At 53.7% G+C, this 26,988-nt stretch carries 26 protein-coding genes and 1 pseudogene; 6 read left to right on the top strand and 21 right to left on the bottom strand.

Translation table 11 applies throughout. From position 1 onward, the window contains the following. The 5 genes and pseudogenes from FD737_RS22675 to FD737_RS22695 all read right to left on the bottom strand — a co-directional run. A pseudogene (locus FD737_RS22675) lies at positions 1-196 on the bottom strand (ABC transporter permease); the annotation flags it as partial. Between the two features lie 19 nt (positions 197-215). Then, positions 216-1,736, bottom strand: a complete 1,521-nt coding sequence (locus FD737_RS22680; protein WP_160834646.1) for a sugar ABC transporter ATP-binding protein — start codon at positions 1,734-1,736, stop codon at positions 216-218. Between the two features lie 9 nt (positions 1,737-1,745). Then, complete coding sequence (locus FD737_RS22685) at positions 1,746-2,357, bottom strand: DUF2291 family protein (protein WP_034821806.1); 612 nt, start codon at positions 2,355-2,357, stop codon at positions 1,746-1,748. Between the two features lie 44 nt (positions 2,358-2,401). After that, positions 2,402-3,337: a D-ribose ABC transporter substrate-binding protein gene (locus FD737_RS22690; RefSeq protein WP_058959717.1), complete on the bottom strand. Its 936-nt coding sequence runs from the start codon at positions 3,335-3,337 to the stop codon at positions 2,402-2,404. A 65-nt stretch (positions 3,338-3,402) separates the two neighbouring features. After that, complete coding sequence (locus FD737_RS22695) at positions 3,403-4,200, bottom strand: GolD/DthD family dehydrogenase (protein ID WP_034821811.1); 798 nt, start codon at positions 4,198-4,200, stop codon at positions 3,403-3,405. A gap of 376 nt (positions 4,201-4,576) precedes the next feature. Between FD737_RS22695 and FD737_RS22700 the strand changes: the two genes are divergently transcribed. After that, on the top strand, positions 4,577-5,398 hold the full coding sequence (locus tag FD737_RS22700; RefSeq protein WP_160834647.1) for a DeoR/GlpR family DNA-binding transcription regulator: 822 nt from the start codon (positions 4,577-4,579) through the stop codon (positions 5,396-5,398). 47 nt (positions 5,399-5,445) lie between these two features. On the opposite strand, the gene cheZ is transcribed toward FD737_RS22700, so the two are convergent. The 15 genes from cheZ to otsB all read right to left on the bottom strand — a co-directional run bounded on the left by cheZ (position 5,446) and on the right by otsB (position 22,824). Then, positions 5,446-6,087, bottom strand: coding sequence for a protein phosphatase CheZ (gene cheZ / locus FD737_RS22705; RefSeq protein WP_160834648.1), 642 nt, complete (start codon positions 6,085-6,087; stop codon positions 5,446-5,448). Between the two features lie 9 nt (positions 6,088-6,096). After that, positions 6,097-6,486, bottom strand: a complete 390-nt coding sequence (cheY, locus tag FD737_RS22710) for a chemotaxis response regulator CheY (RefSeq protein WP_007892562.1) — start codon at positions 6,484-6,486, stop codon at positions 6,097-6,099. 39 nt (positions 6,487-6,525) lie between these two features. Next, on the bottom strand, positions 6,526-7,575 hold the full coding sequence (locus tag FD737_RS22715; protein WP_160834649.1) for a chemotaxis response regulator protein-glutamate methylesterase: 1,050 nt from the start codon (positions 7,573-7,575) through the stop codon (positions 6,526-6,528). Next, positions 7,572-8,447, bottom strand: coding sequence for a protein-glutamate O-methyltransferase CheR (gene cheR, locus FD737_RS22720; protein ID WP_034821825.1), 876 nt, complete (start codon positions 8,445-8,447; stop codon positions 7,572-7,574). The genes FD737_RS22715 and cheR overlap by 4 nt, the downstream gene beginning before the upstream one ends. Positions 8,448-8,537: 90 nt before the next feature. Next, positions 8,538-10,217 carry a methyl-accepting chemotaxis protein gene (locus FD737_RS22725; protein ID WP_097119237.1) on the bottom strand — a complete coding sequence of 560 codons (1,680 nt, stop codon included), beginning with the start codon at positions 10,215-10,217 and terminating at the stop codon, positions 8,538-8,540. A 165-nt stretch (positions 10,218-10,382) separates the two neighbouring features. Next, a complete protein-coding gene (locus FD737_RS22730; protein WP_160834650.1) occupies positions 10,383-12,053 on the bottom strand; it encodes a methyl-accepting chemotaxis protein in 1,671 nt (556 codons plus the stop codon). A gap of 249 nt (positions 12,054-12,302) precedes the next feature. Then, positions 12,303-13,979 (bottom strand): methyl-accepting chemotaxis protein, encoded by a 1,677-nt coding sequence (locus tag FD737_RS22735; RefSeq protein WP_160834651.1) that lies wholly within the window; start codon positions 13,977-13,979, stop codon positions 12,303-12,305. Positions 13,980-14,149: 170 nt separating this feature from the next. Further along, the gene (cheW, locus tag FD737_RS22740; RefSeq protein WP_034821837.1) at positions 14,150-14,647 is read right to left on the bottom strand and encodes a chemotaxis protein CheW; all 498 of its coding nucleotides are present in this window, start codon (positions 14,645-14,647) and stop codon (positions 14,150-14,152) included. Positions 14,648-14,669: 22 nt separating this feature from the next. Continuing rightward, positions 14,670-16,652: a chemotaxis protein CheA gene (cheA, locus tag FD737_RS22745; RefSeq protein ID WP_202404638.1), complete on the bottom strand. Its 1,983-nt coding sequence runs from the start codon at positions 16,650-16,652 to the stop codon at positions 14,670-14,672. Positions 16,653-16,662: 10 nt separating this feature from the next. Continuing rightward, the gene (gene motB, locus FD737_RS22750; RefSeq protein ID WP_034821843.1) at positions 16,663-17,694 is read right to left on the bottom strand and encodes a flagellar motor protein MotB; all 1,032 of its coding nucleotides are present in this window, start codon (positions 17,692-17,694) and stop codon (positions 16,663-16,665) included. Beyond that, complete coding sequence (gene motA, locus FD737_RS22755) at positions 17,691-18,578, bottom strand: flagellar motor stator protein MotA (protein ID WP_034821846.1); 888 nt, start codon at positions 18,576-18,578, stop codon at positions 17,691-17,693. The genes motB and motA overlap by 4 nt, the downstream gene beginning before the upstream one ends. A 132-nt stretch (positions 18,579-18,710) precedes the next feature. Further along, positions 18,711-19,289, bottom strand: coding sequence for a flagellar transcriptional regulator FlhC (gene flhC, locus FD737_RS22760; RefSeq protein WP_034821849.1), 579 nt, complete (start codon positions 19,287-19,289; stop codon positions 18,711-18,713). Next, positions 19,289-19,639 (bottom strand): flagellar transcriptional regulator FlhD, encoded by a 351-nt coding sequence (flhD, locus tag FD737_RS22765; RefSeq protein WP_034821852.1) that lies wholly within the window; start codon positions 19,637-19,639, stop codon positions 19,289-19,291. The genes flhC and flhD overlap by 1 nt, the downstream gene beginning before the upstream one ends. A gap of 960 nt (positions 19,640-20,599) precedes the next feature. Continuing rightward, entirely contained in the window at positions 20,600-22,039 is a 1,440-nt protein-coding gene (otsA, locus tag FD737_RS22770; protein WP_097119233.1) for an alpha,alpha-trehalose-phosphate synthase, read from the bottom strand. Beyond that, positions 22,036-22,824 (bottom strand): trehalose-phosphatase, encoded by a 789-nt coding sequence (gene otsB / locus FD737_RS22775; protein WP_034821859.1) that lies wholly within the window; start codon positions 22,822-22,824, stop codon positions 22,036-22,038. The genes otsA and otsB overlap by 4 nt, the downstream gene beginning before the upstream one ends. A 224-nt stretch (positions 22,825-23,048) precedes the next feature. Between otsB and FD737_RS22780 the strand changes: the two genes are divergently transcribed. The 5 genes from FD737_RS22780 to FD737_RS22800 all read left to right on the top strand — a co-directional run bounded on the left by FD737_RS22780 (position 23,049) and on the right by FD737_RS22800 (position 26,350). Continuing rightward, complete coding sequence (locus tag FD737_RS22780) at positions 23,049-23,357, top strand: hypothetical protein (protein ID WP_160834653.1); 309 nt, start codon at positions 23,049-23,051, stop codon at positions 23,355-23,357. 6 nt (positions 23,358-23,363) lie between these two features. Then, on the top strand, positions 23,364-23,657 hold the full coding sequence (locus FD737_RS22785; RefSeq protein WP_202403471.1) for a hypothetical protein: 294 nt from the start codon (positions 23,364-23,366) through the stop codon (positions 23,655-23,657). 110 nt (positions 23,658-23,767) lie between these two features. Continuing rightward, on the top strand, positions 23,768-24,451 hold the full coding sequence (locus FD737_RS22790; protein ID WP_160834654.1) for an outer membrane protein: 684 nt from the start codon (positions 23,768-23,770) through the stop codon (positions 24,449-24,451). A 169-nt stretch (positions 24,452-24,620) separates the two neighbouring features. Continuing rightward, the gene (locus FD737_RS22795; protein ID WP_034821865.1) at positions 24,621-25,133 is read left to right on the top strand and encodes a GNAT family N-acetyltransferase; all 513 of its coding nucleotides are present in this window, start codon (positions 24,621-24,623) and stop codon (positions 25,131-25,133) included. 158 nt (positions 25,134-25,291) lie between these two features. Beyond that, positions 25,292-26,350 (top strand): YeiH family putative sulfate export transporter, encoded by a 1,059-nt coding sequence (locus FD737_RS22800; protein ID WP_160834655.1) that lies wholly within the window; start codon positions 25,292-25,294, stop codon positions 26,348-26,350. 32 nt (positions 26,351-26,382) lie between these two features. Here the strand turns inward: FD737_RS22800 and FD737_RS22805 are convergent, their stop codons facing one another. Continuing rightward, the gene (locus tag FD737_RS22805) at positions 26,383-26,694 is read right to left on the bottom strand and encodes a hypothetical protein (RefSeq protein WP_058959704.1); all 312 of its coding nucleotides are present in this window, start codon (positions 26,692-26,694) and stop codon (positions 26,383-26,385) included. Positions 26,695-26,988 lie beyond the last annotated feature (294 nt).

Consider the following 26,988-nt stretch of genomic DNA (forward strand, 5'->3'; position numbering starts at 1 on the left):
TGCCACCCGTCAGGATCACTAGCGTCATACCAATCGCCAGCAGCCCGGTGATGGCAACATGCTGCGTCATGATCAGTAAGTTTGAAGTGGTCAGGAAATTAGGCACCATAAAGCTAAAAAAGCCGACCACGATCAGTAACGCGATAAAGGTTCGCGCTTTCAGCAAGTACATATAAAGCAGGTATTTCTGGTTCATTTATTGCTCTCCTGCGGGCTCAATCATGCGGTGTTGAGGCGCTAATCAGCGCTTCTCGCGTTGCCGCGCTGCGCGGTAAGTCGGCGGTAATACGGCCATCGGCCATCACCAAAATGCGATCGGCCAGTGCCATCACCTCGTCCAGTTCAGAAGAGGAGAACATCACCGCCAGACCTTGCTGTGCGAGATTGCCAATCAGGTGGTACACGTCCGTTTTGGCCCCCACATCGATCCCACGCGTGGGTTCATCCAGCAAAACCACTTGAGGGCCCGTCATCAGCGCTTTTCCCAGCACCACTTTCTGCTGGTTACCGCCGCTGAGTGAGGTAATCGGCAGTTCTGGATCGCTCACTTTGATGGCGAGATGACCAATCATTTCATCGACGCGACGTTGCTCTTTGTGGGGATTGAGTAAGCGCAGCGCACGGCGAAAACCGCGCAAGCTGAGATCGCTTAACGTCATGTTGGCGGTGATCGACATCAACTGCACCACGCCTTCGGTTTGTCGGTCTTCCGGTACCAGCGCAATGCCTTTTTTCAGGCGCTGCTGGAAGTTGCGTTTATCCAGCACTTCGCCATTCAAACTGACGCTGCCAGACTGGCAGTGCATCATGCCAATCAGCCCTTTAAACAGCTCGGTGCGCCCCGCGCCCAGCAAACCGTAAATACCGATCACTTCGCCCTTACGCAATGAGAACGACACATCATTGAGCTTATAGCCACCATTCTGATGCAGCGCCGTCAGGCCGTTGACGTGCAAAATCGTTTCGCCCTGTGCTGCGGGCTGATAGTCGAAGTGCTTTTTCTTGTCACCGACCATCTGTTCGATGATCCAGGGAACTGACGCATCACGCACTTCCCGCTCGCTGATAAAACAACCGTCACGGAAAATGGTGATGTGATCGCCAATTTCCATCAGCTCTTCCAGCCGATGCGAGATATAGATGATGGTCACACCACGCCGCTTCAGCTGGTCAATCACGTTGAACAACACTTTGACTTCAGACTGGCTCAGCGCACTGGTGGGTTCATCCATGATCAGCACACGCGTATCTTTGGACAGCGCTCGGGCGATCTCGACCAGTTGCTGATGGCCGATCCCCAGTTCGCCCAGTGGCGCATAAGGGTCAACATCCAGCTCCAGCCGCTCCAGTAATGATTTCGCCAGCGCATACTGATATTTTTCGTTGATCACACCGCGCTGGAAAAACTCGTTGGCGATAAAGATGTTGTCCATCACGTTCATGTTGGGGAACAGGTTAAGTTCCTGAAAGATGATGCTGATACCGTGTTTTTCCGCCTGATGAGTGGAGCTTAGCGACACCACTTCTCCGTCCAGCAGAATTTCACCGGATGAAGGCGTTTCCACGCCCGCCAGCATCTTCATCATGGTGGATTTACCGGCACCGTTTTCGCCAATCAGCACGTTCACTTTGTTGCGATAGACGCGGTAATTCACCTGATCGAGGGCAGTCACGCCGGGGTAAATACGTGACACATTACGGGTTTCGATGATCACGTCACTTTGAGGATTTTGCATACCCGCTCCTTACTGCCGCACGATGGCAGCAGGTGTGACATTCGGCACCTGCTCAGGCGTATCGAAGCTGCTAAACACGCCGGAAATTTGCACCTTATCGCCGACTTTGGGCTTGAAGGCGCTCATCATGTTGGCAGCCTGCTGATTAATGGCGCGGCTGTAGTCGCCAAACAGCACCTGATCGTTAAAGTCCTGATAGCTGGCCCCTTTATAGGCATCACGCAGCACCGTGCCAGGGAAAATCGGACCGACCTGCACCGTCACGTTATCGCCGGAAACATCTTTCACCGTCATGCGGCCATTGCGCGAAGTGGTATTCACCGCTGTCACCTCACCGCTGACCTTGACGCTAAAGACACAGGGGTTCTCTTCCTGTGCGCGGTAGCCGTAGGTTTGACAGGCGCTGTCAAAATCTTTGGCGGACTTTAGCGCATTCAGCAGTTCCGCCACCGGCTTCGCATCGTGCTGAATCTGCGGCACCAGTTTCTGCTGCCAGGTCTGAGCAATATTGGCCATTTTGGGATTGGGGGGATTTTTCAGGTCGGCCAGCTCCTGCTGCGACACAATGCGGCAACCGCTAAGGATCACGATAGGAAGCAGTAACCAGAGTCGTTTGTGCATCTCATTCTCCTGGGCGCCTGCTGTGCAGGCGCACCGATTATTGATTACGACTTGTAGTTAAAGTCCTGCACACCTTTAGCATTGTCCGGGGTGATTAAAATGCCGCGGAACATCACGCGCTGCTTCTCCGGCTTCACCCCTTTCTGGATGAAGTTGTCGAGATCGGTCACGCCCTGCGCAGCAATAGCCTGCGCCTGCAACATTACCGTAGCTTTCAGATCGCCTTTTTCTACCGCATCACGCTCGTCGTTGCTGCCGTCGATACCCACCACGGTGACATCGTTGCGGCCTGCGGCTTTAAGTGCCGCAATCGCGCCCAGCGCCACCGGACCGTTACCACAGATCACGCCTTTTACATCGGGATGGGCCTGCAGAATGCTGTCCATAATGCGTTTGCCATCGATAAGGGTGCCTTTCGCATCCTGACGCGCGACAGATTTCATATCCGGATACTGATCCAGCACCTGGTGGAAGGATTTCGAGCGGGTGACACAGTTATTGTCCGCGAGGTTACAGGTCAATTCGGCATAGCTGCCTTTTTCACCCATCTTCTCCACAAACACGTTGGCCACATCAGAACCCGCCTGGAAGTTGTTGTGGGTGATCTGCGCCAGCGCCACATCGTCGACCGGAATTTCACGGTTGATCAGCACCACGGGGATCCCCGCATCTTTGGCTTTTTTGATTGCTGCGACGCTGGCGGTGGAGTCGGCGTTATCCAGCACAATGCCCTGCACTTTTTTACCGATTGCGGCATCGATCAGTTCGCTCTGCTTCTTAACGTCTTCACCGTGCGACAGCACGCTGGTTTTATAGCCCAGCTCTTGCGCTTTCAGGTTGGCGCCTTTGGCTTCGGAAGCGTAATAGGGGTTATCCAGTGAGTTCACCAGAATCATGATGGTGCCTTTGTCGGCAGCGAAACTGGATTGGGCGATCAGGCAACTGGCAATGGCAGTGAATAACAGGGTACGTTTTTTCATGTTCGTGCTCTCTCATTGTTTTGTTGTTATTGCAGGGTTGAGGCCTTACTGGTGCTGGCGCGGCATTACCAGATGGTGAAGCCGCCATCGATCATTAAATCTGCGCCGGTGATCATGTCGCTGCCGTTGCTGGCGAAGAACAACACGGCAGCGGCAATTTCATCGGTGTAAGCAAAACGCCCTAGCGGGATCAGTTTTTTCATCTGTTCGCCCTTCTCACCGCGCCAGGCCTTTTCGCCCATCGGCGTCAGCACCACGGTGGGTGACAAGGTATTGACGTTGATACGGTGTGGTGCGAACTCTTTGGCCATCACTTTAGTCATACCGAGTAGACCCGCTTTGGCAGAGGTATAGGCCACGTGGTTATCAATGGCGATGGAAGCGGCCTGTGAAGCGATATTGATGATCTTGCCGCCATTACCGGCGCGCACCATGCGTTTGCCCGCCGCTTGTGAGCAAAGAAAAGGACCGGTGAGATTGACGGCGATCTGCTTTTGCCACTCGGCAAAGTCGGTTTCCAGTACCGGCTGTAACATCACATAACCCGCGCAGTTCACCAGGATATCAATGTGGCCGTAATGCTGTTCAACCTGGTTGAACGCCGTCTCGACTGAGCCAGCATCGGTCACGTCACAGCACACCAGCAGTACACGATCGGCAGAGAATTGTTCCTGCACAGCCGCCACGCGATCGCTTTCGAATGGAGGGTAAAGCAGGGCCAGCCGTGCACCTTTCTCTAACAGCATGGCGTTACTGGCCATGGCAATTCCACCGAGGCCACCGGTCACCACCGCCACCTTGCCGGTGAGGTCCAGATCGGTATTTACGCCGTAGCGCAGGTTGACATCGTATTCCCCACTCATCCCTTCTCTCCTGTGTGCATGTTCAGCGGCTCTGGTTATCTCTGGCCGGATAGGTTTGCAGTAACATTGATTTTCGAACAAAAATATAAGCTATCGTTTCGCAATGGTTTGTGGGTGAGATCAAATTTCATACAAATGATGCAAACTATTTTTATCTTACTGTATTTTAAGTAAATAACTAAATATCACGTTTTGTGATATAGAAATAACGGCTGGCAGGTCTATGTGAAATCAATTGCATGGCTTTATCTTATTTTCATTCGAAAATGCATCTTTGTGCGAGCCGCCTCGCAAATCCCTGGTGCGCAGAGTAAAATCATCACGGGTTTTCTTATTGCCAAAACCAGACCGTGATTGGAAAGAGGGAGCATTTCGATTGAAAAGCAAATCTGAGCAGCTGGCTGATATGCAGCAGCGTCGTGAGAAGATCCTGGAGATGATCCGCGAAGACGGCACAGTCACGGTTAAAGCGCTTACCGATACCTTTGGCCTGACCGAGGCAACCATCCGCACCGATTTGCGTATGCTGCAAAAAGCCGGGCATGTGCAGCGTTATCACGGTGGCGCCACGCTGATGACCGGTAAGCAGAACACCGGCGCACTGCTGCTTGAGCGTCAAACTCACCTTGATGAGAAAGAAGCCATTGGCCGGCTCGCCGCGCAGTATGTGGAAAATGGGGATACGGTGATTTTCGATTCTGGCACCACCACCACCGCCATTGCGGAAGCAATTGGCCACATCCGTCGTTTATCGGTGATCACCACGGCGGTGAATATTGCGCTGAAGCTGGGGGGCGAACCGGGGATTAATATCCTGCTGACGGGGGGGACCTTCAAATTTCCAACACTCTCGACGTCCGGTGAGAAAGCCGCTTCTTTCTTTGAAAACGTGCTGGCCGAAAAGCTGTTTCTCGCCACCGCCTGTATTTCGCCCCGCCTCGGGTTAAGCTTCCCCAGTGAGACGGATATCAAAGTGAAGATGGCGATGATCAACTCCGCCAGTACGGTATTTGTGGTGGCAGACTCCAGCAAAATCGATAAGGTGTCGATGTTTGCCCTGCCCTGTGACTGGAGCAAAATCCATTATTTGATTACCGATCGCGGGATTACGCCGGCGCAGATTGCAGCGTTTGAAGCGTTAGGGGTACAGGTGTTGGTGGCAGGCATTGAAGAGACAAAAAAACGCGCGGTGTTTTGAGCATCAATTCAGGGGCGGCCCACTCGCAGCCGCCCCCTCAATGCTGATTAGAAACCTAAGCTATCCAGCAAGTCATCCACCTGATCCTGGTTCGCTACCACGCCAGGTGCATTGGCATGGATCTGTGGACCATTCAACAGGCTGCTGGCGTCTTTACGCGCGGCAGCGTTGGCTTCAGGCATATTCTCCAGCAACACCATCAGCAACTGACGCTCGATCTCCTGGATCACATCCATCATGCGCTTGATCACCTGGCCGGTAAGGTCCTGGAAATCCTGCGCCATCATGATCTCAAGCAGCTGCTTGTTGGTGTACGAGGTATGCGACGGCACATCACTGAGAAATTCGCGCGTATCCGAAACCAACTCGCGTGCATCCGCCAGCTCAATCGGGTTTTCAAACCACGCATCCCAACGGCCTTTCAGCTTGTTGGCGTTGGCTTCCATTTGGTCCTGGTGTGGCTGCGCGGCTTCAACGCAGTTGAGTGCGCGTTCTGCCGCTTGCGCCGTCATCTGCACCACGTAATCCAGACGGTCACGCGCGTCCGGAATCGCTTCCGCCGCTTCGGCAATCGCCTGGTCTAACCCCAATTCGCGCAGGCTGTCGCGCAACATACGCGTCAGCGAGCCGATACGGGTAATAATGTCGTGTGCCGAGGCTTCTTCGGTTGGTTTCGAAAGGTCGCTCATCACATCTCCTTACATACCCAGTTTTTCGAAAATTTTACCCAGCTTTTCTTCCAGCGTGGCTGCGGTGAACGGCTTCACTACATAACCGCTGGCACCGGCCTGGGCAGCTGCAATGATGTTCTCTTTTTTCGCTTCGGCGGTGACCATCAGCACCGGCAGTTTGCTCAACGCCGCGTCCGCACGAATGGTCTGCAGCAGTTCCAGACCGTCCATGTTGGGCATGTTCCAGTCGGATACCACGAAATCAAAACCACCCGCACGCAGTTTGGTCAGTGCATCAACACCGTCCTCTGCTTCTTCAACGTTGTTGAATCCCAGCTCTTTCAGCAGGTTGCGGACGATACGACGCATCGTATTGAAGTCATCCACCACCAAAAAGCGCATGTTTTTATCAGCCATATCTACTCCTGTGTTGTCTCGTCCGGCAGGACGGGCTCGTTAAATTCGCAATGCCTGTCCGGCGCTAATTTTTGCCAGCATGTGCTGACTGATGTGTCCTAAATCGACTACTTCACTGGTGCCGCCCATCGCAATCGCTTCGCGCGGCATACCAAAGACGACGCAACTTGCTTCATCCTGCGCGATGGTCCAGGCACCGGCGCGATGCATTTCCAGCATCCCGGCGGCACCGTCGTTACCCATCCCGGTAAGGATGACACCCACGGCATTTCGTCCTGCGTGCACCGCCACGGACCGGAACAGCACGTCAACAGAGGGCTTATGACGGTTCACCGGCGGGCCATCATTCAGTTTCACCACGTAGTTGGCGCCACTACGGCTCAACTCCATGTGCATCGCGCCCGGTGCGATATAGGCATGACCGGGCAAAATACGTTCGCCATCTTCCGCTTCTTTCACGGTGATCTGGCAGAGCTTGTTCAGGCGCTCAGCAAACGAGCGGGTAAACCCTGGCGGCATGTGCTGCGTGATCAGCAGCGCCGGGCTGGTCGCGGGCAGCGGCTGCAGTACATGGCGAATCGCCTCGGTGCCGCCAGTGGAAGAGCCAATCGCAATCAGCTTCTCACTACTCAGCAGCGGGCCAGCTTTCAGCATCACCGGGCCGGGTGTGGCCGGGCGCGCATGCAATTTGGCTCGCGCCGCTGCGCGAATTTTGTCGGCGATCATCTGGCTGTACGCCAGCATGCCTTCGCGAATACCCAACTGCGGCTTAGTGACGAAATCCACTGCGCCCAATTCCAGCGCGCGTAATGTCACTTCCGATCCTTTACCGGTCAGCGATGACACCATCACGACTGGCATCGGACGCAGGCGCATTAACTTCTCAAGGAAGTCGAGGCCATCCATACGCGGCATCTCGACGTCCAGTGTCAGCACCTGTGGGTTGTATTGCTTGATTAAATCCCGCGCCACCAACGGATCGGGCGCGGTAGCGACCATCTCCATATCGGCGTGGCTGTTGATGATCTCCGTCATCAACTGTCGCATTAGCGCGGAGTCATCCACGCACATCACGGTGATTTTGCTCATCGTCTTTCCTTGGTCAATCCATAGACTGTCTGTCCACGCAGCCAGAACTCTTTACTGATCTGGCTGAAGTTCTCTGAGTGTCCAGCGAACAGCACACCGCCGGGCTTCAGCAGGGGAACGAAACGGCGCAGAATTTTTTCCTGCGTCTCTTTATCGAAATAGATCATCACGTTGCGACAGAAAATTGCGTCGAACGGACCCGGCAACGCCCAGTCGTTGGCCAGTAAATTCAGCTGCGAATAGTTCACCATGCTGGCGAGATCGGAGCGAACGCGTACCATACCTTCATGCGGGCCGGTGCCACGCAGGAAAAAGCGTTGCAGCTGCGATTGCGATAAGGTGCGCAGCTCTTCCTGGCGGTACACCCCCGCCACGGCTTTTTCCAGTACCTGTGTATCAATGTCGCTGGCGTGCACCTGGAACTTACCCGGTCCGGTACCCAGCGTTTCCGCCAGCGTCATGGCGATGGAGTACGGCTCTTCGCCGGTTGAGGCGGCGGTACTCCACACGCTGTAACTGCCACTGCGCTTACGCGCATGATCCGCGAGGATCGGGAAATGGTGCGCCTCGCGGAAAAATGAGGTCAGATTGGTGGTCAGTGCGTTAATAAACGCCTGCCATTCTGCACTGTTCTGGTCTTGCTCCAGCAACGCCAGATAACGACCAAAATCATCAATGTTCAGCGTGCGCAAACGGCGCACTAAGCGGTTATAAACCATCTCCCGCTTGTGATCGGCCAGCACGATGCCTGCGCGTTGATAGATCAGCTGGCTGATACGACGAAAATGCGTATCTGAAAGCGGCAGGCGCTGCACCATTTGCGAGAGCAGCGTTGTTGCTTCACTTTGATCCAATAACGTCGATTTCTTCATGTCAGGTCACCCGGCAACAAACTGATTAAATTGTGATACTGCGATTACTGCTGCGCTGCCAGTTGGGCCGCCTTGCGGCGGCCATACGGATTAAAAGGTTTCCCAGTTATCGTCCGCGCTACGTGCACCTGCGGGTTGAGCCAGCGCTTTGACTGCGGCTGGACGCAACATTTTTGGCGCTGTAGATAGGTTAACGGCCTGAGCGACAAATTCTTTACCAATATTGAACACCGCAACCGACTGTTTCAGTCGACTGGCCTGATCTTCCAGTGCGGCAGCCGCCGTGGCTGACTCTTCTACCAGCGCGGCGTTCTGCTGTGTCACGCGATCCATCTCGTTCACGGCCAGACCCACCTGGTCGATTCCGCGACTCTGCTCATCCGACGCCGAGGCGATTTCGCCCATGATGTCGGTGACGCGAGTGACGGCGTTGACGATGTTGGTCATGGTTTCGCCTGCGCTCTCCACCAGTACCGAACCGGTGTTGACGCGACTCACCGAATCTTCGATCAGACCTTTGATCTCTTTCGCTGCCTGGGCGCTGCGCTGTGCCAGACTGCGCACCTCACCCGCCACCACCGCAAAGCCACGGCCCTGTTCACCCGCACGTGCCGCTTCAACCGCCGCGTTGAGTGCCAGAATGTTGGTCTGGAACGCGATGCCATCGATCACACTGATGATGTCGGCGATTTTCTTCGAGCTGCCGGTGATCTCTTTCATGGTGGTGACCACGCCATCCACCACTTTGCCGCCGTGCTGCGCGGTTTCAGAGGCAGTCAGCGCCAGTTGTGAAGCCTGACGGGCGTTTTCGGCGTTCTGCTTCACGGTCGCGGTCAACTGCTCCATGCTGGCAGCCGTCTCTTCCAGAGAAGCGGCCTGCTGTTCAGTACGTGAAGAGAGATCGTTGTTACCCATGGCGATTTCGCTGGCACCGGTGTAGATAGCGTCTGAACCATCACGCACGGTACGCACGGTATTCGCCAGCTCCTGCTGCATGTGCTGCAGTGAGCTGAGCAATTCACCCATCTCGTTGCGCATACTGACATCAATCTGCTGCGTCAAATCACCACGTGCGATGTGACGGATATGGTCGATGCTCTGTTTCAACGGACGAATCAGCACGTTGCGCATGCCGCTCCACACCAGTGCAATCACCAGCAGGGTCACCAGTAAAGTACCGATCACCAGCATGATGGAGTGCTGATAGGCGCTTTCGTTGGCATCAATACCCTGCTTTGCCAGCACGATGTTGTAGTTCAGCCATGCGGTGTAATCCTTCTCGAATTTATCCTGCATACCCTGCGTTGGTTGATCGACAAAGCCTTTAAAGTTCCCGTTACCCAGGAAATCAATCAGCTCGGCCAGTCCACCACGGAAGGCGTTGTAGTTGGCCTGCAGCGTCTTAACGTTCTCTGCGCTTTTGCCCTTCTCAGACAAATTCGCGTTGAACTCGGCAAAAGCCTGGTCAGCGTTTTTCAACTCCTCACTTGCCAGCGCCACCAGTTCTTTCACGGTCGCACCTGATCCAGCCTGCTGGCTATCCAGCAAATAGCGGATCCCTGCACGGTTCAGCGTGTTACGCGCCTGAACCAGCGATACCCAAGAGGTGCCCATCGCCCGTTGCAGCGTGCTGAGACGCTGGTTGTAGGCAAAATTCTCTTTATCGGCTTTCACCGTGGTAAAAAACATCCCTCCGGAAAACAGCTGCAGCAAGGCAAACAGTGCCAGCACACATAACAGCCCGGAAACGACACGAATACGACTAAACATAAACACCTCATTGGTTGGCGGATCGCTCCTGTTATCGGCGTTCGCAGGGGGATCTTTAAGTTGTCTGCAACGGGTTGGACCAGCGGGAATTAGGGAGGATCAGGGATAAATTAAAGTGTGGCGACAGGTGTGCGGGCGCACCTGCGTGCGCCCGGTTAAAAACGTTTAAAATGTCTCCCAGTTGCTGTCACTGACGGGCGCCGTCACGGCTTTGCGTGGTGCACTCAGCATTGGCTGCGCGCTCTGTGGCTGACGCACTGCGGCAGTGGCCTGTGAAGCACGCGGCACGCGGAACACCGCCACTGACTGGCTCAAACGGCTGGCCTGCTCTTCCAGTGACGCCGCTGCAGCGGCGGATTCTTCCACCAGCGAGGCATTCTGCTGGGTCACGCGATCCATCTCGGTGACGGCATGGCCGACCTGATCGATACCGCGACTCTGCTCATCAGATGCTGAAGCAATTTCGCCCATGATATCGGTCACGCGCGTCACCGCACCGACGATATCATTCATGGTTTCACCGGCAGTACCCACCAGCTGTGAACCGCTGTTCACCCTGTTCACCGAGTCTTCAATCAGGCCTTTAATCTCTTTGGCTGCCTGCGCACTGCGCTGTGCCAGATTACGCACTTCACCGGCCACCACCGCAAAGCCACGCCCTTGCTCACCGGCACGCGCCGCTTCTACCGCCGCGTTCAGTGCCAGAATATTGGTCTGGAAAGCAATGCCATCGATCACGCTGATGATATCGGCGATTTTCTTCGAACTGCCAGCAATGTCATGCATGGTGCGCACAACACCATCCACCACTTCGCCACCTTTACGCGCGGTATCAGAAGCACTGAGCGCCAGCTGAGATGCCTGACGGGCGTTCTCGGCATTCTGCTTCACGGTAGCCGTCAGTTGCTCCATGCTGGCCGCCGTCTGTTCCAGCGAAGCCGCCTGCTCTTCAGTACGCGCGGAGAGATCGTTGTTGCCCGCCGAGATTTCGCTCGCGCCGGTAAAGATGGCATCAGAGCCGTCACGCACGTTGCTGACGGTACGCACCAGCGACTGCTGCATCTCATGCAGGCTGGCCGCCAGTTGGCTCATCTCGTTGCGTCCTTCCACGGCAATATGCTGCGTCAGATCGCCAGAAGCGATATGGCGGATATGGCCCAGCAGCTGATGCAATGGCTGGATCAGTACCGCACGCAGGCCAAACCAGCAGCCGACAATTACGACCACCACCACCAGCGCCACCACTGCCAGCAGCCACATCATCATATGGAACGCTTGCTGATTTTGCGCCACGCCTTCCGCCGCCAGTGTGCTTTGCGCCGTGCGCCACTCAGCATAGGTGGCCTTCATCTTCACCTGTTTGGCTTCAATGTTCTGCGCAAACATGCCTTGCAGATCGTTGGCTTTTAAACGTTCCAGCATCGCTTTCAGGCCATCGTTGAAGGCGGCGTAGTCCGTTTCCAGGCGATCGCGCAGTGCGTCCGGCAAGCCTGGCGTACCCGGCAGATCGTAGTAACGCTGGTAGTGCCCGGCAGCCACATCCAGCTGCTTTTCAGTCTGTGCAATCAGCGCCTGAAGCTGGCCGCCGTTGGACTGTGCCGCCATACTGCCCTGCATGCGCAGCATCGCGCGGTTTAACACGGTACGGGTCTGGTTGAGTTCGATCCAGGCATCGGACATCGCGCCGACGTTGTTGGACGACGTCTGTGCCACGGCAAAAGCTTCTTTATCTTTTTGTAAGGCAGACCAGAACAATCCGCCCGACAGTAACTGCAAAGCACCAAAGACCAGCAAGACTGCGATCAGGCTGGTGACAACATTGATTCGTTTTAACATGGGTTCTCCAAAGAGTGAGGCATTTCGGCTCCCGCTGTTATCGACCGCAGTTGTTAAATTTTGAGGGGCTTTAGCGGATTTTACGAAATATAATTCTGCCAATAACTTTCTTTACAGAGTTTTATAACTAAAGAAATTGTCATTAAAAAAAATGCGCCTTTATCGGGCAAACGATAAAAGCGCATTGATGCTTTTGGAATAAAAGGATATTGCGGCAGTGGGTGCGCCAGCGCACACCACTGCAAACGATTAAAACGTTTCCCAGTTACTGTCGCTGACTGGTGCAGTCACAGCTTTGCGTGGTGCACTCAACACCGGCGGCGCGATCTGCGGATGGCGCACCACGGCACTGGCCATGCCAAGCTGTTCGGCACGCGGCACACGGAATACCGCCACAGACTGGCTCAGACGGCTGGCCTGCTCTTCCAGCGAAGCCGCTGCCGCAGCAGACTCTTCTACCAGCGAGGCGTTCTGTTGGGTCACGCGGTCCATTTCCGTCACAGCCTGACCGACCTGATCGATACCACGACTCTGTTCATCAGACGCTGAGGCGATTTCGCCCATAATATCGGTCACACGGGTGACCGCATTGACGATCTCACTCATGGTTTCACCGGCGGTACCCACCAGCTGCGAACCGCTGTTGACGCGATTGACAGAATCTTCAATCAGACCCTTAATCTCTTTCGCCGCCTGGGCGCTGCGCTGTGCCAGGTTGCGAACTTCACCTGCCACCACCGCAAAGCCACGCCCCTGCTCGCCAGCGCGCGCCGCTTCCACCGCGGCGTTCAGCGCAAGGATGTTGGTCTGGAAGGCGATACCGTCAATCACGCTGGTGATATCAGCGATCTTCTTTGAACTCCCGGCGATATCGCTCATGGTGCGTACGACGCCTTCCACCACGTTGCCGCCCTTTTGCGCGGTTTCCGAGGCACTCAACGCCAGCTGTGACGCCTGGCGGGCATTTTCGGCGTTCTGTTTCACTGTCGCGGTCAGCTGTTCCATGCTGGCTGCGGTCTGTTCCAGCGAGGCAGCCTGCTCTTCCGTACGAGCAGAAAGATCGTTGTTACCTGCCGAGATTTCACTCGCACCGGTGAAGATGGCATCAGATCCGTCACGCACGTTACTGACAGTACGCACCAGCGACTGCTGCATGTCATGCAGGCTGCTCGCCAGTTGGCTCATCTCATTGCGGCCTTCAACGATAACACTCTGGGTCAGGTCACCCTGCGCGATCGACTGAATGTGGGCAATGTTAGTGTTCAATGGATTAATCAGGATGCGACGCAGGTTCACCCAGCACAGTCCAATCACCACTAATACCACCACCATGATAGCGCCCAGAATCCAGCTCATGCGGCTGAAGGCATCGGCATTTCTTTCCTGGCCTTGTGCTGCCAGTTTCGCCACATCCGCACGCCAGTCGGTGTAAGTTTTCAGGAATTTACTTTGGCTCGGTGCCACCGGCACACTGCCCGCTTTCGATAAATCGTTGGCGAGAAGCGCATCCTGCATCTGGCTCAATGCCGTGGCGTAAGCGGTATAGCCCTCATCCAGTTGACCTGTGAGTTCCTTATTTTGTCCCGGTGTATCCGGAATCGCTTTATAGAGTTTGAAATTTTCCGCTGCTTTTTGCTGGAATTGTTTGCTGTCGTTGAACAGCCCCTCAATATCCGGCTCTTTGTTGGCCAGTTTACTGGTGGCGATACGCAACTGGATGCGCGTCAACACAACACGGCTTTGGTTGAGGCTCATGTAAGCATCATTCAGCGCCGAAAGGTTTTGGCTCGCTAACTGCGACACATTGAAGCTGGATTTGTCGTCGTTTAAGGCTTTGAGGAATATTGAACCGGATATGACCTGCAGCAGGCCAAACATCAGTAGCACCACCAGCAGACTGGTGACGACGCGAATTTTTTTTAACATAGATAGCCCTGGGAAAAGTAAGTAAATGGAACGCAATATTTATCGGCGGGCGAGGCAGGGAGTTTAATGAAAGTTGTGTGAATAAATATTGTTATTATCTGATTTTTATAGGGATTATTTCAGAGCGGAATTATCACGGGCCGATGCTGCCAGCCCGTGATTGTCGATGATTACGCGCTACGCAGCGTATCCACCAGCGCCATCTCTTCGCTGCTCAGCAGCTTCTCGATGTCGACCAGAATCAGCATACGTTCGCCCAGTGCGCCGAGGCCGGTCAGGTACTCGGTGGACATGGTGACCGCGAATTCCGGTGCCGGACGAATCTGTTCCTGCATCAGAGACAGCACGTCAGACACGCCATCCACCACGATACCCACGACGCGGTGCTCAAGATTCAGCACGATCACCACGGTGTTTTCGTTGTATTCCACATCCTGCTGCGCGAACTTCACACGCAGGTCGATGATTGGCACGATCACGCCACGCAGGTTCGTCACACCCTTGATGAATTCTGGGGTGTTGGCGATACGCGTTACCTGATCGTAACCCCGAATCTCCTGCACTTTAAGAATGTCGATGCCGTACTCTTCGTCACCCAGGGTGAAAACTAAGAATTCCTGGCCCACGGTTTCGCCAGCGATTTTGGTCACGGTTGCCATGTCAGTCATTTTTTTGCCCTTTATTTATCTATTACGCTGCGGCACCGGCCACACGCTTTTCACGGTTCAACGATTGCAGTGCAGAGACATCCACAATCAGCGCCACACTACCATCGCCGAGGATGGTGGCGGCAGAAATGCCCGGCACTTTGCGGTAGTTGCTTTCCAGGTTCTTCACCACCACCTGATGCTGGCCAATCAGCTGATCCACCAGCAGTGCATAACGACGGCCTGCGCTCTGCAGAATCACCACGATGCCCTGGGTCGCGTCGGTTTTGGCATTCTGCACATCAAACACATTCCACAGCTCAACCAGCGGCAGGTATTCGCCACGCACTTCCAGCACGCGCTCGCCACCGGCCAGCGGTTTCAGCTCTTCAGCCGTTGGCTGCAGGGATTCCATCACCGCGTTTAGTGGCAGAATGAACACTTCATCCGCCACGCGCACTGACATGCCATCAAGGATGGCCAGCGTCAGTGGCAGCAGGATGCGAATAGTGGTGCCTTTGCCCTGCTTCGAGGAGATTTCGACGTGACCGCCCATCTCCTGAATGTTTCGTTTCACCACGTCCATGCCCACACCACGGCCGGACACGTCAGTCACCTGCTCCGCCGTTGAGAAGCCCGGCGCGAAGATCAGCATGCCAACTTCTTCATCGCTCATGCTGTCGCTGACCGGCAGGCCAGAGGACAGGGCTTTCGCCAGAATACGTTCACGGTTCAGACCGGCACCGTCATCGATCACTTCGATGCAGATATTGCCGCCCTGATGTTCCGCTGACAGCGTCAGATTGCCCACCGCTGTTTTGCTCGATGCCAGACGCTTCTCTGGCGTTTCGATACCGTGGTCAAGGCTGTTACGCACCAGATGCGTTAACGGATCGATAATGCGCTCGATCAGGCTCTTATCCAGTTCAGTAGAGCTACCCAGCAGCGTCAGCTCCACTTCTTTGCCCAGCTTGCTGGCCAGATCGCGCACCAGACGCGGGAAGCGGCTAAACACATACTCCATCGGCATCATACGAATCGACATCACCGACTCTTGCAGGTCACGCGCGTTACGCTCCAGCTGGCCCATGCTGTTCAGCAGGTCGCCGTGAGCCACAGGATCCAGTTCGCCAGAACGTTGTGCCAGCATTGATTGGGTAATCACCAATTCGCCGACCAGGTTGATCAGCTGATCCACCTTCTCAACCGCAACACGAATACTGCTGGATTCGCTGGTTTTGGCCGGCGCTGCCGCACGTTTCGCTTCACGTTTGGCTGGCGGGGTGATGTCGGTTACGGTGGCGGTTTGCACCGGTGCAGGGGCTTCCACCGCAACGGCTTCGGCAGGTGCTGCTGCGACGGTGGCCGCGCCTTCCGGGAAGTGAATCTGCGCTTCATCAATCACAAAACAGAGCACCGCAACGATGTCGTCTTTACCGACGCCATCAATGGTCACTTCCAGCGAGTTGGTGCCTTTCACCACGTTGGAGACAGTGCCGAGATTACCCAGCTCCTCCAGCATCAGTTCCGGCTCTTTCTCTTTCAAATCGATCAGTTGCAGGCGTAAACCCGCGGCAGTGGCCGGGGCTGCGGCGATCTCCACCACGTCGGCCACTTTTGCCGGCTCGGGTGCGATTCCTTTGGCTTCCAGCGCCAGCTGACGCAGTGCTTCGCAGATATATTTGAAGTTTTCTGCGTTGGGTTCCTGCGCCGTTTTATAGGCATCGAGCTGTTCTTGCATAATATCTTTGGTTTCCAAAAACAGGTTGATGATGTCGGTGCTAAGCTGCATTTCGCCGCGGCGCGCACCATCCAGAATGTTTTCCAGGATGTGGGTGGTTTCCTGTAAAACCGTAAAGCCAAACGTACCGGCTCCGCCCTTAATGGAGTGGGCGGCGCGGAAGATGGCATTCAACTGCTCGGAATCGGGCTCCTGGGGATCCAATCCCAACAGGTGTTGCTCCATATCCGCTAACAGCTCATCGGCTTCATCGAAAAACGTCTGGTAAAAATCGCTGATGTCCATGCTCACGGGATCACCTCGGCTGTGAGGGTTGGTCTGGTGTCACCGCGCCTGCCGCTGGCTGCGCTGCTGGTGCAGGCGCCACCGCACTGGCCGGCGAAGCCGGAGTCGCGGTAGAACTTGCGGGTGCAGCAGATGCAGCGGGACCGGTCGGTGCGGTAATGTCGGGAATAATTTGTGCCGGGTCAGTTATCTGCGCGGCATCGCTCTCAGAGTTCTCTTTCTCAATCGCAGCCTGGGTGTCATGGTTCAACACCAGCAGACTGATACGACGGTTTACAGCATCGTTCGAACCACGATTCTTTAACTTCATGGTGTCAGCCATGCCCACCACGCGCAGCATTTTGCCCCCATCCAGCCCGCCAATCACCAGTTCACGACGTGAGGCATTGGCGCGGTCGGCTGAGAGTTCCCAGTTACTGTAGCCGCGATCGCCCGTCGCATACTGGAAGTCATCCGTATGGCCAGCCAGGCTGATTTTGTTCGGAATATCATTCAGAACCGGCGCAATGGCGCGCAGGATGTCACGCATGTACGGCTCCACTTCTGCGCTACCGGTTTTGAACATTGGGCGGTTCTGGCTATCAATAATCTGAATGCGCAGCCCCTCTTCCACCATGTTGATGATCAGATGCGGACGCAGTGCTTTCAGACGCGGATCGGCTTCAATCAACTGGTCCAGCTTTTCGCGCAGACGATTCAGACGAATCTCCTCCAGCTTTTTCTTCTGCGCATCCATATCGACCACTTTCTTCACTTCGCCGTCTTTACGTGTTGGATCGTCACCGCCACCGGGAATCGGGCTTTCGCTGTCGCTGCTGCGCTGGCCACCGGTCAGCGCGACTTTCAGCGGTGTACGAAAGTATTCTGCAATCTGAATCAACTCTTTCGGGCTGGAAATTGAGAGCAGCCACATCACCATAAAGAACGCCATCATCGCCGTCATAAAGTCGGCATAGGCAATCTTCCACGAGCCGTGGCTGCCATGATGACCTTTATGTTTGCGCTTTTTAACCAGCACAATGGGGCGATTGCCTGCCTTCATGAGTTCTGATCCGAGGTTTGTTTCGCAGGATTTTTCGCGTTACGCACATGTTCTTCCAGCTCGGAGAACGACGGACGCTCAGCGGAATACAGGGTTTTACGCCCAAACTCCACGGCGATCTGCGGTGCGTAACCATTCAGACTGGAGAGCAAAGTCACCTTGACGCACTGCATCATTTTGGTGGTTTCAGCACACTTCTGACGCAGCACTGACGCCAGCGGCGAGATAAAGCCATAAGCCAGCAAGATACCGAGGAAGGTTCCCACCATGGCGTGTGCGACCAGCGCGCCCAACTCTGCTGCCGGGCGATCGGCTGAGGCCAGTGCGTGTACCACGCCCATTACCGCCGCCACGATACCGAAGGCAGGTAAGCCATCGCCCATGGCCGATATACTTTGCGCCGGCACTTCACACTCGTGCTCGTAGGTCTCGATCTCTTCGTCCATCAGCGCTTCGATTTCAAACGCATTCATATTTCCGCTCACCATCAATCGCAAATAGTCGGTAATAAAATCCACCAACTGTTTATCGGACAAAATACGCGGATAGTTAGCAAAAATTTCGCTCTGGCTGGGATCTTCAATGTCACGTTCTAATGACAGCATGCCTTGCTGACGTGATTTCGCCATCAGGCGATACAGCAGTGCCATTAAATCCATGTATACAGCTTTGTTATATTTCGAGCCGCGCATTAACATTGGCAAGGCTTTTAATGTTTTCTTGATCGACTTGCCATTGTTGCCCACTAAAAAGGCACCAATACCGGCACCGCCGATAATAATCAGCTCGGCAGGTTGATAAAGCGCCCCCAGATGGCCACCGACCATCATATAGCCGCCCAACACGGAGCCGACGACCACGATATAACCCAGAATAATCAGCACAAAAAATCCTTACGTCCGTAACGTGTTGGTAGAAGTTAAGCCAGAGAGCCGCAGGTGTTATTCGTAAATCGTGGGCAAAAAAAAAGCAGCGGACTAAGCCGCTGCTGGATGTTTTCCACGATGCGAACAAACTTAAACGGCGCGTTTAACCTGTTCATCCAGCAGTTGTGGAAAGGTATCGGCAGAATCTGCAGAAAGTTTACGTCTTTTTACGGCACGTGATGGCGGCTGGCATAGGCTGCAAACAAAGCTGCCAACAGGCTGATGAGCATGATTAATAAAGCTCCCGCCACAGCATTTACAGTCAGACAATTCCAGCATGCCGCTTTCAACGAATCGCACCAGGGTCCATGCACGCGTTAGCGCCAACAGCGGGCCCTCGTCCGATTGCGGACACTGCTCAAGATACAAGCGATACGCTTTGATGACCGCTTCAACACCATTGCTCAGCCCGGTTTTCAGCAGGAACTGCCAGGCATTACAGAACATGGATGAGTGAATATTTTGTTCCCAGGTCATGAACCAATCGGTTGAGAATGGCAGCATGCCTTTCGGTGGTGGTGCACCACGCAGCTCTTTATACAGTTTAATCAGGCGACCACGGCTCAACTGGGTTTCGCTTTCCAGCATTTGCAGTCGTGCGCCCAACGTAATCAGCTCCATGGCCAGCTGAATATCGCGCGCTTCCTGAACAATACTTTTTTCGGTCATTAAACCGCCCTCTTCTTCGCAGAGGCATCATCTTTTGACGCGTTCCGCAGTAAACGGCTGGATAATAAAATGCCGGTGTGGATTTGCTGCAGGTCATCCACGCGTGATTCTTGAGTCAAACGGTTAATATGGTTGTGATCGGTAAAGCGGAACTGGCAAACCAGTTGATTGGTTTCCGCTAATTTTACCATCTCAGGCAAGGTTAATTGCGACAATGCATCTGCCATCGATTCATCGATGCCTAAACGAAACATTGCTGAAGCTTTTTCCTGGTTAATTAAACGCTGAGCAAGAAGCAAATATGACAGATTGATGTCATATATATGTTTTAGTAATTCTGATGTACCCATTTTTTTCCATCCTGATAGACGCGACACATATACGGCCACAGAATTAAAAGTTCTATGGTTCGGGTTGCTGGTTGGTAAATCTAAAGATGGCAAAAAATAATCAGGCAAAGCCAACGTGTACTGAACTGTTTCACTTCCCGCCGGGACACTGATCAGTAGTAGTCAAAACTCCAGGCCAATCTTTTCTTGAGTTGTAACCATCTTCCGTGACGTCTGCTTACAGTTTTTTAAGACTAATCCGAAAACAACGCAAATCTATATCGTCTGATTTCTACATACAACGTGAGTGGTGCGAAATTTTAGATAAAGTGTGATCTGCGTCACACTTTTAAGGCAAATTTTTTCCTGGAAGCTTCAGTATTGCTTTTCTGTTGTGCGTTTTTTGAGCGAATTTGAATTGTTTAGCTAATATTTCACTCTAAAAAGCCCCTTTTTAGCCTGTGTGGTCGATTGTCATGACAACGCGATCTTTTATCTGTTTAGTTGGTTTTAAATGGAGACATGAAGCCACTTAAAACCATAAAGGCAGCATAATATGCTGATTTTGGTAAAAACTATTTGCTTCTAAATTAATCACTTACAGGGAATATTGCTGAAATGCACTACCACCATGATGATAGATAAGCGTGAAGACTGGACGCAGCGCGCCTGGGAACTGTTAGGGCTTTGTAGGGAGTGTTTAGTGAACGGCAGTGGATGTAACAGTGCGTTACATTAGTGTTATGAATGAATTGGGGATTTGACGCATTGATTTGAGATAACTATCGGCCTGACCAACCAAACCTTTAGGGCCGACATGAAAAAAAAGCTTTTTTCACGTTCGATTGCACGCTTTTTAACCAAAACGTGCGATTTTAGCTGCCGTGTCAGGCAGTTACTCCTTAAGGAAATGAAAACGATTTCGCAGGTTTAAGATGGGCAGTGAAAACGGTGCGCAGCATTGCGCACCGGGAAGCAGATTTAAGCGAGTTTCGGGAAGGTCGCCACTTTATTGGCGATACCATGATCGGCGCTGCGCGCAGGTAACGCATTTAAATCACGCAGGAAGCTCTCACGCCATTGCGTAATATCCTGCTTGCGCAACACCGCCATCATGTCGTTGTAGCGCGAGATACGTTCGGTGCGCGGCATGGTGAGCGCTCTGTCGAGTGCGGCGGCGACTTCATCACGATCGTAAGGATTGACGATCAGTGCCGATGTCAGTTCGTTTGCCGCCCCCGCAAAGCGAGACAGCACCAGCACGCCCGGATCGTCCGGGTCCTGCGCGGCAACATACTCTTTCGCCACCAGGTTCATGCCGTCACGCAGTGGCGTGACCAGACCCACATCGGTTAAGCGGAAGATTTTCATCAATAGGCGGCGATCAAAGTGCTGGTTCAGATAATAGAGCGGTGTCCAGCCGAGCGTGCCGTACTTACCATTAATACGCCCCGCTTCTGTCTCTAATTGATGGCGAATATCCTGATAGGCCTGCACATCGCCACGGGACGTCGGCGCGATTTGTGAATAACGGATATTGCCGCGATGCTGCGGGAAATTCTCCAGCAGTGCCTCATAAGCCAGAAAGCGTTCCGGCAATCCTTTTGAATAATCGAGCCGCTCGCTGGCAATAATATTTTGTACATCGCCCAGCTCACGTTTCATCGCCGCCATTTTCGGTGGCAGATGTCCTTCGGCCATCTCTTTGATGCTATCCGGCTCAATACCAATCGGATACACCTCCGTCATAAAGGTATTGCCAAAGGCACGGTGTTTCTTCTCGCCTTTATTCTGCAACTGCGTCAACTGGCTGAGGCTATCGAGGAAGGCTACGCGATCGGACTCGGTCTGGAATCCCAGCAGGTCGTAATCGCACAGCATCTCCAGCAGTGTCTGATGCGGTGGCAGAGCATTGAAGATCTCCGGCGTCGGGAACGGAATGTGCAGGAAGAAGCCGATACGATTGTTGACGCCCAGTTTGCGCAACTCGGCCGCAAACGGCAGCAGATGGTAATCATGGATCCACAACACATCGTCAGGTTGCAGCAGCGGCTTCAGGCGCTGGGCCAGCAAGGTGTTCACACGGCAATAGCCATCCCATGCTTCGCGCTGATACTGCACTAAATCCAGACGATAGTGGAAAGCCGGCCAGATAACGGTATTAGAGAACTGGCAGTAGTACTGATCATAATCGTTCTGATTGAGCGGCAGTGAGGCATAAGTAATGCCATCCTGTTCCATCTGCGAAAGTGGCTCATCTTCTTCCTCGCCAGAGAATTCACTGATTTCTCCGTTCCAGCCAAACCACAAGCCTCCGGTGGTGCGTAACGCGTCCAAAATGCCCACCGCAAGACCACCCGCGCTGGCTTTGCCTTTATCCGGAATGGCGATACGGTTAGATACCACGACTAAACGACTCATAACCTTGACTCCTTACCGACGATGTCATGTTCTAGTTGTAATAATAGTTGCGCCAGCCAGTGCCATACCGCATCAACGCTGTCGAGACGGTAGCGCGCATGGCTGGCGCCTTCTCCGACCTTGACTGAAATGCCCTGCATGGCGTTAACGGCGAGAAATCCTTTTTCATCGGTCAGATCGTCACCCACGAAGACCGGAATGCGGCCAATAAAGGGGGCTTCTTGCATAAATTCACGTACCGCAGCACCTTTATCGATGCCCTGCGGTTTTAGCTCCACCACACACTTGCCCGGCTGTAGTGCCAGCGCAGGAAAGCGCGTCACGGCGTCTTCCGCCAGTTGCATGATGGATTTTTCGTACTCGGGCGCGTTGCGATAGTGCAGCGCAAACGCCATGCCTTTCACTTCCAGCAGGGTGCCTGGCCATTGGTCGAGTGTTTGCTGCAGTTCGGTTTGCAGCGTTTGCGCAATGTCGCCAGGCAGCGAATGCCGGTGCACGTGCCCACTGGCGTCACGGCGTTCCGCACCATGCACGCCCGCCGCAGGCGCTTCCAGTGGCGCAACCAGTGCATCCAGTTGCGCAATCGGACGGCCCGATACCAGCGCCAGGGCGCCATGGCTCAGATTGGAGATTTGTTGCAGATGCTGGCGCACCGATGCGGGGATGGAAACCGACTCGGGTTGCGACTGAATGGTCGCTAATGTGCCGTCGACATCAAAAAAGAAGGCATAAAGACCGCCGCTGAGTGACGGCAAGGTGCTGTTCTGATTAACCGCAGGGGTCACGTCTCCTCCTGTTCATTAGGCTTTAACAGGATGTTCGAAGTCAGGCTGGGTGTTTTCAGTTGGATGTCTGGACTGAGGCGAGGAGATTGAGCCAAAAACGGGGGACTGCGATAGGTAACTCTCCACAAACGCACAACTTTATAGCCAACACAGCAACCTGACTGCGAACATCGTCAGCATTAAGTCTAGACGGAGATCACAGTTTTGCCAGGCACAGTGGGTTAATGCATGAGAAAAGTGTCTGTTTCAGGTCTTTGCAACGGCAAAAAATCGCCCCCTTTCCTTTTATAACGCTTCGCTTTTTTAAGACCTTAAATTTTGCCCGCCCTCTTTCCCTGGTGACGCCTCATTTACCAGATTTTCCTTACTTGCATCCGCGCCGCCGATTGGCTTATGGTGCGGTTACCGCGCGATTCAAGGCGGAAAAAAGGCCGATAAAGGCCCATATCTGCGCCAAATGGCGCTTTCAGGCAGGCATTCAGGACGATGAAAATCCGATCAGGTTCACACTTTTGCGATGTCATGGCGGGTAACAGCCTATGATCCCCCAGAGCTACAGTCAGCGCGTGCATTTCTATTACTGCATCTTGGTGGCGCTGAAGATCAATGCAAAAACGCGCAAACCCGCCGGCGTGCGCGGCAAGAATAACTTTCTGCTGAAATGGCTGCGTAACGCGCAGAACAACACCATTTTCCATCCCGACATCACCAGCGAAATTGAGTGGCTGCGTGGCAAAATTATCAGCTCCGGGCCGGATGCCGATTTAGAGCCGATGCTGCAATACGTTTATGAGACCGCCAGGCGCGCTGAAACCTTGCGTTTAGGCTCTTAGCTACCTTACGTAACTCTACCAGGTTGCCTAAGTATTCAACCGAATTTTTCTCGTGATTGGCCTTTCTTATGATGCGTTCTCTACCTGATAAAGAATGAGAACGGAATCATATGAAACTTAATGCGTTAATCTTTGCTATGCCAATGCTGTTTGCTGCTGGCAGCGCTGTTGCAGCAGAAACCAGTGAGGGCTATTACGCCTCTGCAAAATATCTGCAAAGTGAACAACGTGCCAAAGAGATGGATACCAGCGCACGTCCTGGCGTGGGGCAATTTGTTGCAGGCAATGAAAAGGCACATAACGGCGCGGCAGCGCTTGCAGCCGGTTATCAATGGGGCAATGGCTGGCGCACGGAAGGCGAATATACCTTTGGTCAGAAATCCGAATTCACCAGTGGTTCATCGACTTTCACTTCCAGCTATAACCATCTGCAAACCGATGTCCAGCGCTTGATGCTGAACGTGTATCGTGACTATCAAATCGGCTATAACGTTGCGTTGTACGGCACCGCAGGCGTCGGCGTCAGTAAAATCAAAGCAGGCGGTTGGCAAGGCAACTCCTCTCGTCAGTATGCTTCAACCACGCAAAACAACCTGACCTACAGTGTCGGCGCCGGTATTAGCTACACGCCGATTGAGCAGGTGAGCCTGGACCTTGGCTACCGTTATGTGGATATGGGCAAAATAGAGAGCGGATACAATACATTCGGGAACGCTCGTGGCCTTAAAGATGAGCAAATGAAAGCGCATCTGGTAGAAAACCAGTTTGTTCTGGGAGCCCGTTATTTGTTCTGATGCCTTACGCATCCCTGCGCTCTCCAGTCGGAGGGCGCATCACTATTCTGATTCCACACTTAGCATGTGTCGGAACCGTCTCTCCCTGTTAAAGTACCCTGCTGAAAAGTCAGCGATGGAACGTTTGGCTGCACGACCATCAATAGGGACGGATAACAGGACATCTTACATGAATTTCACCATACGCAAGGCTCAGGCCGAGGACGCGGAACTGCTTCATCAGCTGGGACGCATGACCTACAGCGCGCATTTCAAACATATGTGGGTTTCAACCGACGAAATGGATGCGTTTATCGATAAAGAATATGGCCTGACGGTGCTGCAGAGCAGCCTCGCGGCGGAAAACGAGAGCTGGCTGATCGCCGAGACCGATCACCCGGTAGGTTTTGCCAAGGTCACCTGGAATACACCGGTTCCTGATTCCGGCATGACGGGCGCCATGTTGAATAAGCTCTACCTGAATCCCGATCAGACCGGTAAGAACTTCGGCAAAATCATGTTCCAAAGCATCATCAATGAAGCCCGTGAGAAGCAGGAAGGTTACATGTGGCTGGAAGTGATGGCTGAAAACGTGCGTGCACGTAAGTTTTGGGAAGCCTTTGGCATGCAGCACATCAAAGACATCCCGTTCGTCACCGCCTCGCAGCGCAGCACGCTGCAAATTTTGGGTATGGTGATCTAACCCGATAAGGCGCCGCGAACATCGATTTCGCCGCGCCCTCTCCGCCTTTATCTGCGTTCATCCCCGTCTTTACCACTTATTCAGATTTGTTCTAACGATATAATCAGTTTTTCTTTCAAGCCATCTCTCCGCATCATAACGGCAACACAGGAGGCGTTATGGCTGATATCTCTCTACACAAACACTCACAGGGTATGGCGCATTTCGCGCCCGGTTTGCTGCTTACGGCGGCCATTGCGCTGGCAACGGCATGGCTCGGTAATCTGCCGTCGGTCGCGCAGCTGGGGTTAGGCGCCCTGACGCTGGCCATCATCGGCGGGATCATTATCGGCAACACGCTCTTCCCGACGGTGCACGGTCACTGCGACGCGGGCGTACAGTTTGCCAAACAGAAACTGCTGCGTCTCGGCATTATCCTTTATGGCTTCCGTCTCACCTTCCAGCAGGTGCTGGATGTCGGCGTCAGCGGTGTGGTGATTGATGTACTGATGCTGACCAGCACCTTTACCCTCGCCTGCTGGCTGGGACGTAAAATCCTGAAACTGGATCGTGAAACCGCGTGGTTGATTGGTGCAGGTAGCAGTATTTGCGGTGCCGCCGCCGTATTGGCGACCGAACCGGTGATTAAAGCCGAATCGTCCAAAGTGGCGGTGGCGGTCGCGACTGTGGTGATCTTCGGTACACTGGCGATTTTCCTTTACCCGCTGATTTGGCATAGCGTTTCGCCATTACTGCCGGGCCTGAGCCTGAGTGAATTTGGTATTTACACCGGTTCGACCATGCATGAAGTGGCGCAGGTGGTGGCGGCCGGACATGCCATTAGCCCGGAAACAGAAAATGCGGCGGTGATCGCCAAAATGCTGCGCGTAATGATGCTGGCACCGTTCCTGGTGGTGATTGGAGTGATGGTACGCCGCAGCGCACCGGCCACCAGCGGGGAAAAACAGCGTATTACTTTCCCATGGTTTGCACTGGCGTTCATTCTGGTGGCGCTGTTTAACTCAGCGCATCTGATTCCCGCCTCGGCGATTGCGGTCATTAATCAGCTGGATAACGTGCTGCTCGCCATGGCGATGGCCGCACTGGGTCTCACCACCCATATCAGTCAGCTGAAGCGAGCCGGTCTGCGTCCGCTGTTATTAGGTTTGATGTTGTTTATCTGGCTGATTGTCGGCGGCGGCGCGATTAATCTCACCATCCACCATTGGCTTGAATAACTTATTTGCCGCCCGACCGGGCGGCAAAAGCCTTATTGTTTGAAGTGTTTTCGTGAATAGATGGCGGTCTGTCTGCGGCTTTTAATGCGGAATTTGGCATGAGAGATCACCGTCATCCACTTCGGATCAACCTTGTTAGTCAAATAGATATTCAACTGATCCAACAGCGCCTCCCAATTCTTCGCCTGCCAGGCTTTATCACTACCAAGACTCTCCTTCATTCGCTGAATAAGGCTATCCACCCTGGCCTTTACATCACTCAGCGTTTCTCCGGCCTGATGTGCTGCTGCTAATTTCCGGATTTCGGTGGCGTAATAATTGATATCGATCTCGTTTTCGCGCACGCGAACCTCTGCTTATTATTGGTCCGTAATATTACAGTAACCTAAGTCTGCGAATTAACATAATCGGCAATACCTCTCGCCGCTTCGCTATTCTTACACACCCATACTATTTTTCAGCAATAGCGCACAATATTCGTGCGATCGGACAATTAAAAACGCCGCCTGAAGGCGTAATGCTTGTCAGTTAAGATCTTAATGGAGGCCGCAGCGGATAACGTTGCGGCTTCTTTTTTACCGCCCTTGGGTAATGCCGCACTCTTCTTTCCGGCAGCACCAGCCCTGGCGCCATCGCCA

This window comes from Pantoea sp. Seng (assembly GCF_009829935.1).
Classification (GTDB): Bacteria; Pseudomonadota; Gammaproteobacteria; order Enterobacterales; family Enterobacteriaceae; genus Pantoea; species Pantoea communis.

Bases quoted from the DNA above. Each gene is read 5' to 3' on its own strand.
- flhD (WP_034821852.1), bottom strand. From the start codon at position 19,639: ATGGGTACATCAGAATTACTAAAACATATATATGACATCAATCTGTCA.
- FD737_RS22780 (WP_160834653.1), top strand. From the start codon at position 23,049: ATGCATGAGAAAAGTGTCTGTTTCAGGTCTTTGCAACGGCAAAAAATC.
- FD737_RS22790 (WP_160834654.1), top strand. From the start codon at position 23,768: ATGAAACTTAATGCGTTAATCTTTGCTATGCCAATGCTGTTTGCTGCT.
- FD737_RS22785 (WP_202403471.1), top strand. From the start codon at position 23,364: ATGATCCCCCAGAGCTACAGTCAGCGCGTGCATTTCTATTACTGCATC.
- FD737_RS22680 (WP_160834646.1), bottom strand. From the start codon at position 1,736: ATGCAAAATCCTCAAAGTGACGTGATCATCGAAACCCGTAATGTGTCA.
- cheW (WP_034821837.1), bottom strand. From the start codon at position 14,647: ATGACTGACATGGCAACCGTGACCAAAATCGCTGGCGAAACCGTGGGC.
- cheR (WP_034821825.1), bottom strand. From the start codon at position 8,447: ATGAAGAAATCGACGTTATTGGATCAAAGTGAAGCAACAACGCTGCTC.
- cheA (WP_202404638.1), bottom strand. From the start codon at position 16,652: ATGGACATCAGCGATTTTTACCAGACGTTTTTCGATGAAGCCGATGAG.
- FD737_RS22685 (WP_034821806.1), bottom strand. From the start codon at position 2,357: ATGCACAAACGACTCTGGTTACTGCTTCCTATCGTGATCCTTAGCGGT.
- FD737_RS22730 (WP_160834650.1), bottom strand. From the start codon at position 12,053: ATGTTAAAACGAATCAATGTTGTCACCAGCCTGATCGCAGTCTTGCTG.
- cheZ (WP_160834648.1), bottom strand. From the start codon at position 6,087: ATGAGCGACCTTTCGAAACCAACCGAAGAAGCCTCGGCACACGACATT.
- FD737_RS22715 (WP_160834649.1), bottom strand. From the start codon at position 7,575: ATGAGCAAAATCACCGTGATGTGCGTGGATGACTCCGCGCTAATGCGA.
- FD737_RS22735 (WP_160834651.1), bottom strand. From the start codon at position 13,979: ATGTTAAAAAAAATTCGCGTCGTCACCAGTCTGCTGGTGGTGCTACTG.
- otsA (WP_097119233.1), bottom strand. From the start codon at position 22,039: ATGAGTCGTTTAGTCGTGGTATCTAACCGTATCGCCATTCCGGATAAA.
- FD737_RS22795 (WP_034821865.1), top strand. From the start codon at position 24,621: ATGAATTTCACCATACGCAAGGCTCAGGCCGAGGACGCGGAACTGCTT.
- cheY (WP_007892562.1), bottom strand. From the start codon at position 6,486: ATGGCTGATAAAAACATGCGCTTTTTGGTGGTGGATGACTTCAATACG.
- FD737_RS22690 (WP_058959717.1), bottom strand. From the start codon at position 3,337: ATGAAAAAACGTACCCTGTTATTCACTGCCATTGCCAGTTGCCTGATC.
- FD737_RS22695 (WP_034821811.1), bottom strand. From the start codon at position 4,200: ATGAGTGGGGAATACGATGTCAACCTGCGCTACGGCGTAAATACCGAT.
- motB (WP_034821843.1), bottom strand. From the start codon at position 17,694: ATGAAGGCAGGCAATCGCCCCATTGTGCTGGTTAAAAAGCGCAAACAT.
- flhC (WP_034821849.1), bottom strand. From the start codon at position 19,289: ATGACCGAAAAAAGTATTGTTCAGGAAGCGCGCGATATTCAGCTGGCC.
- FD737_RS22725 (WP_097119237.1), bottom strand. From the start codon at position 10,217: ATGTTTAGTCGTATTCGTGTCGTTTCCGGGCTGTTATGTGTGCTGGCA.
- FD737_RS22800 (WP_160834655.1), top strand. From the start codon at position 25,292: ATGGCTGATATCTCTCTACACAAACACTCACAGGGTATGGCGCATTTC.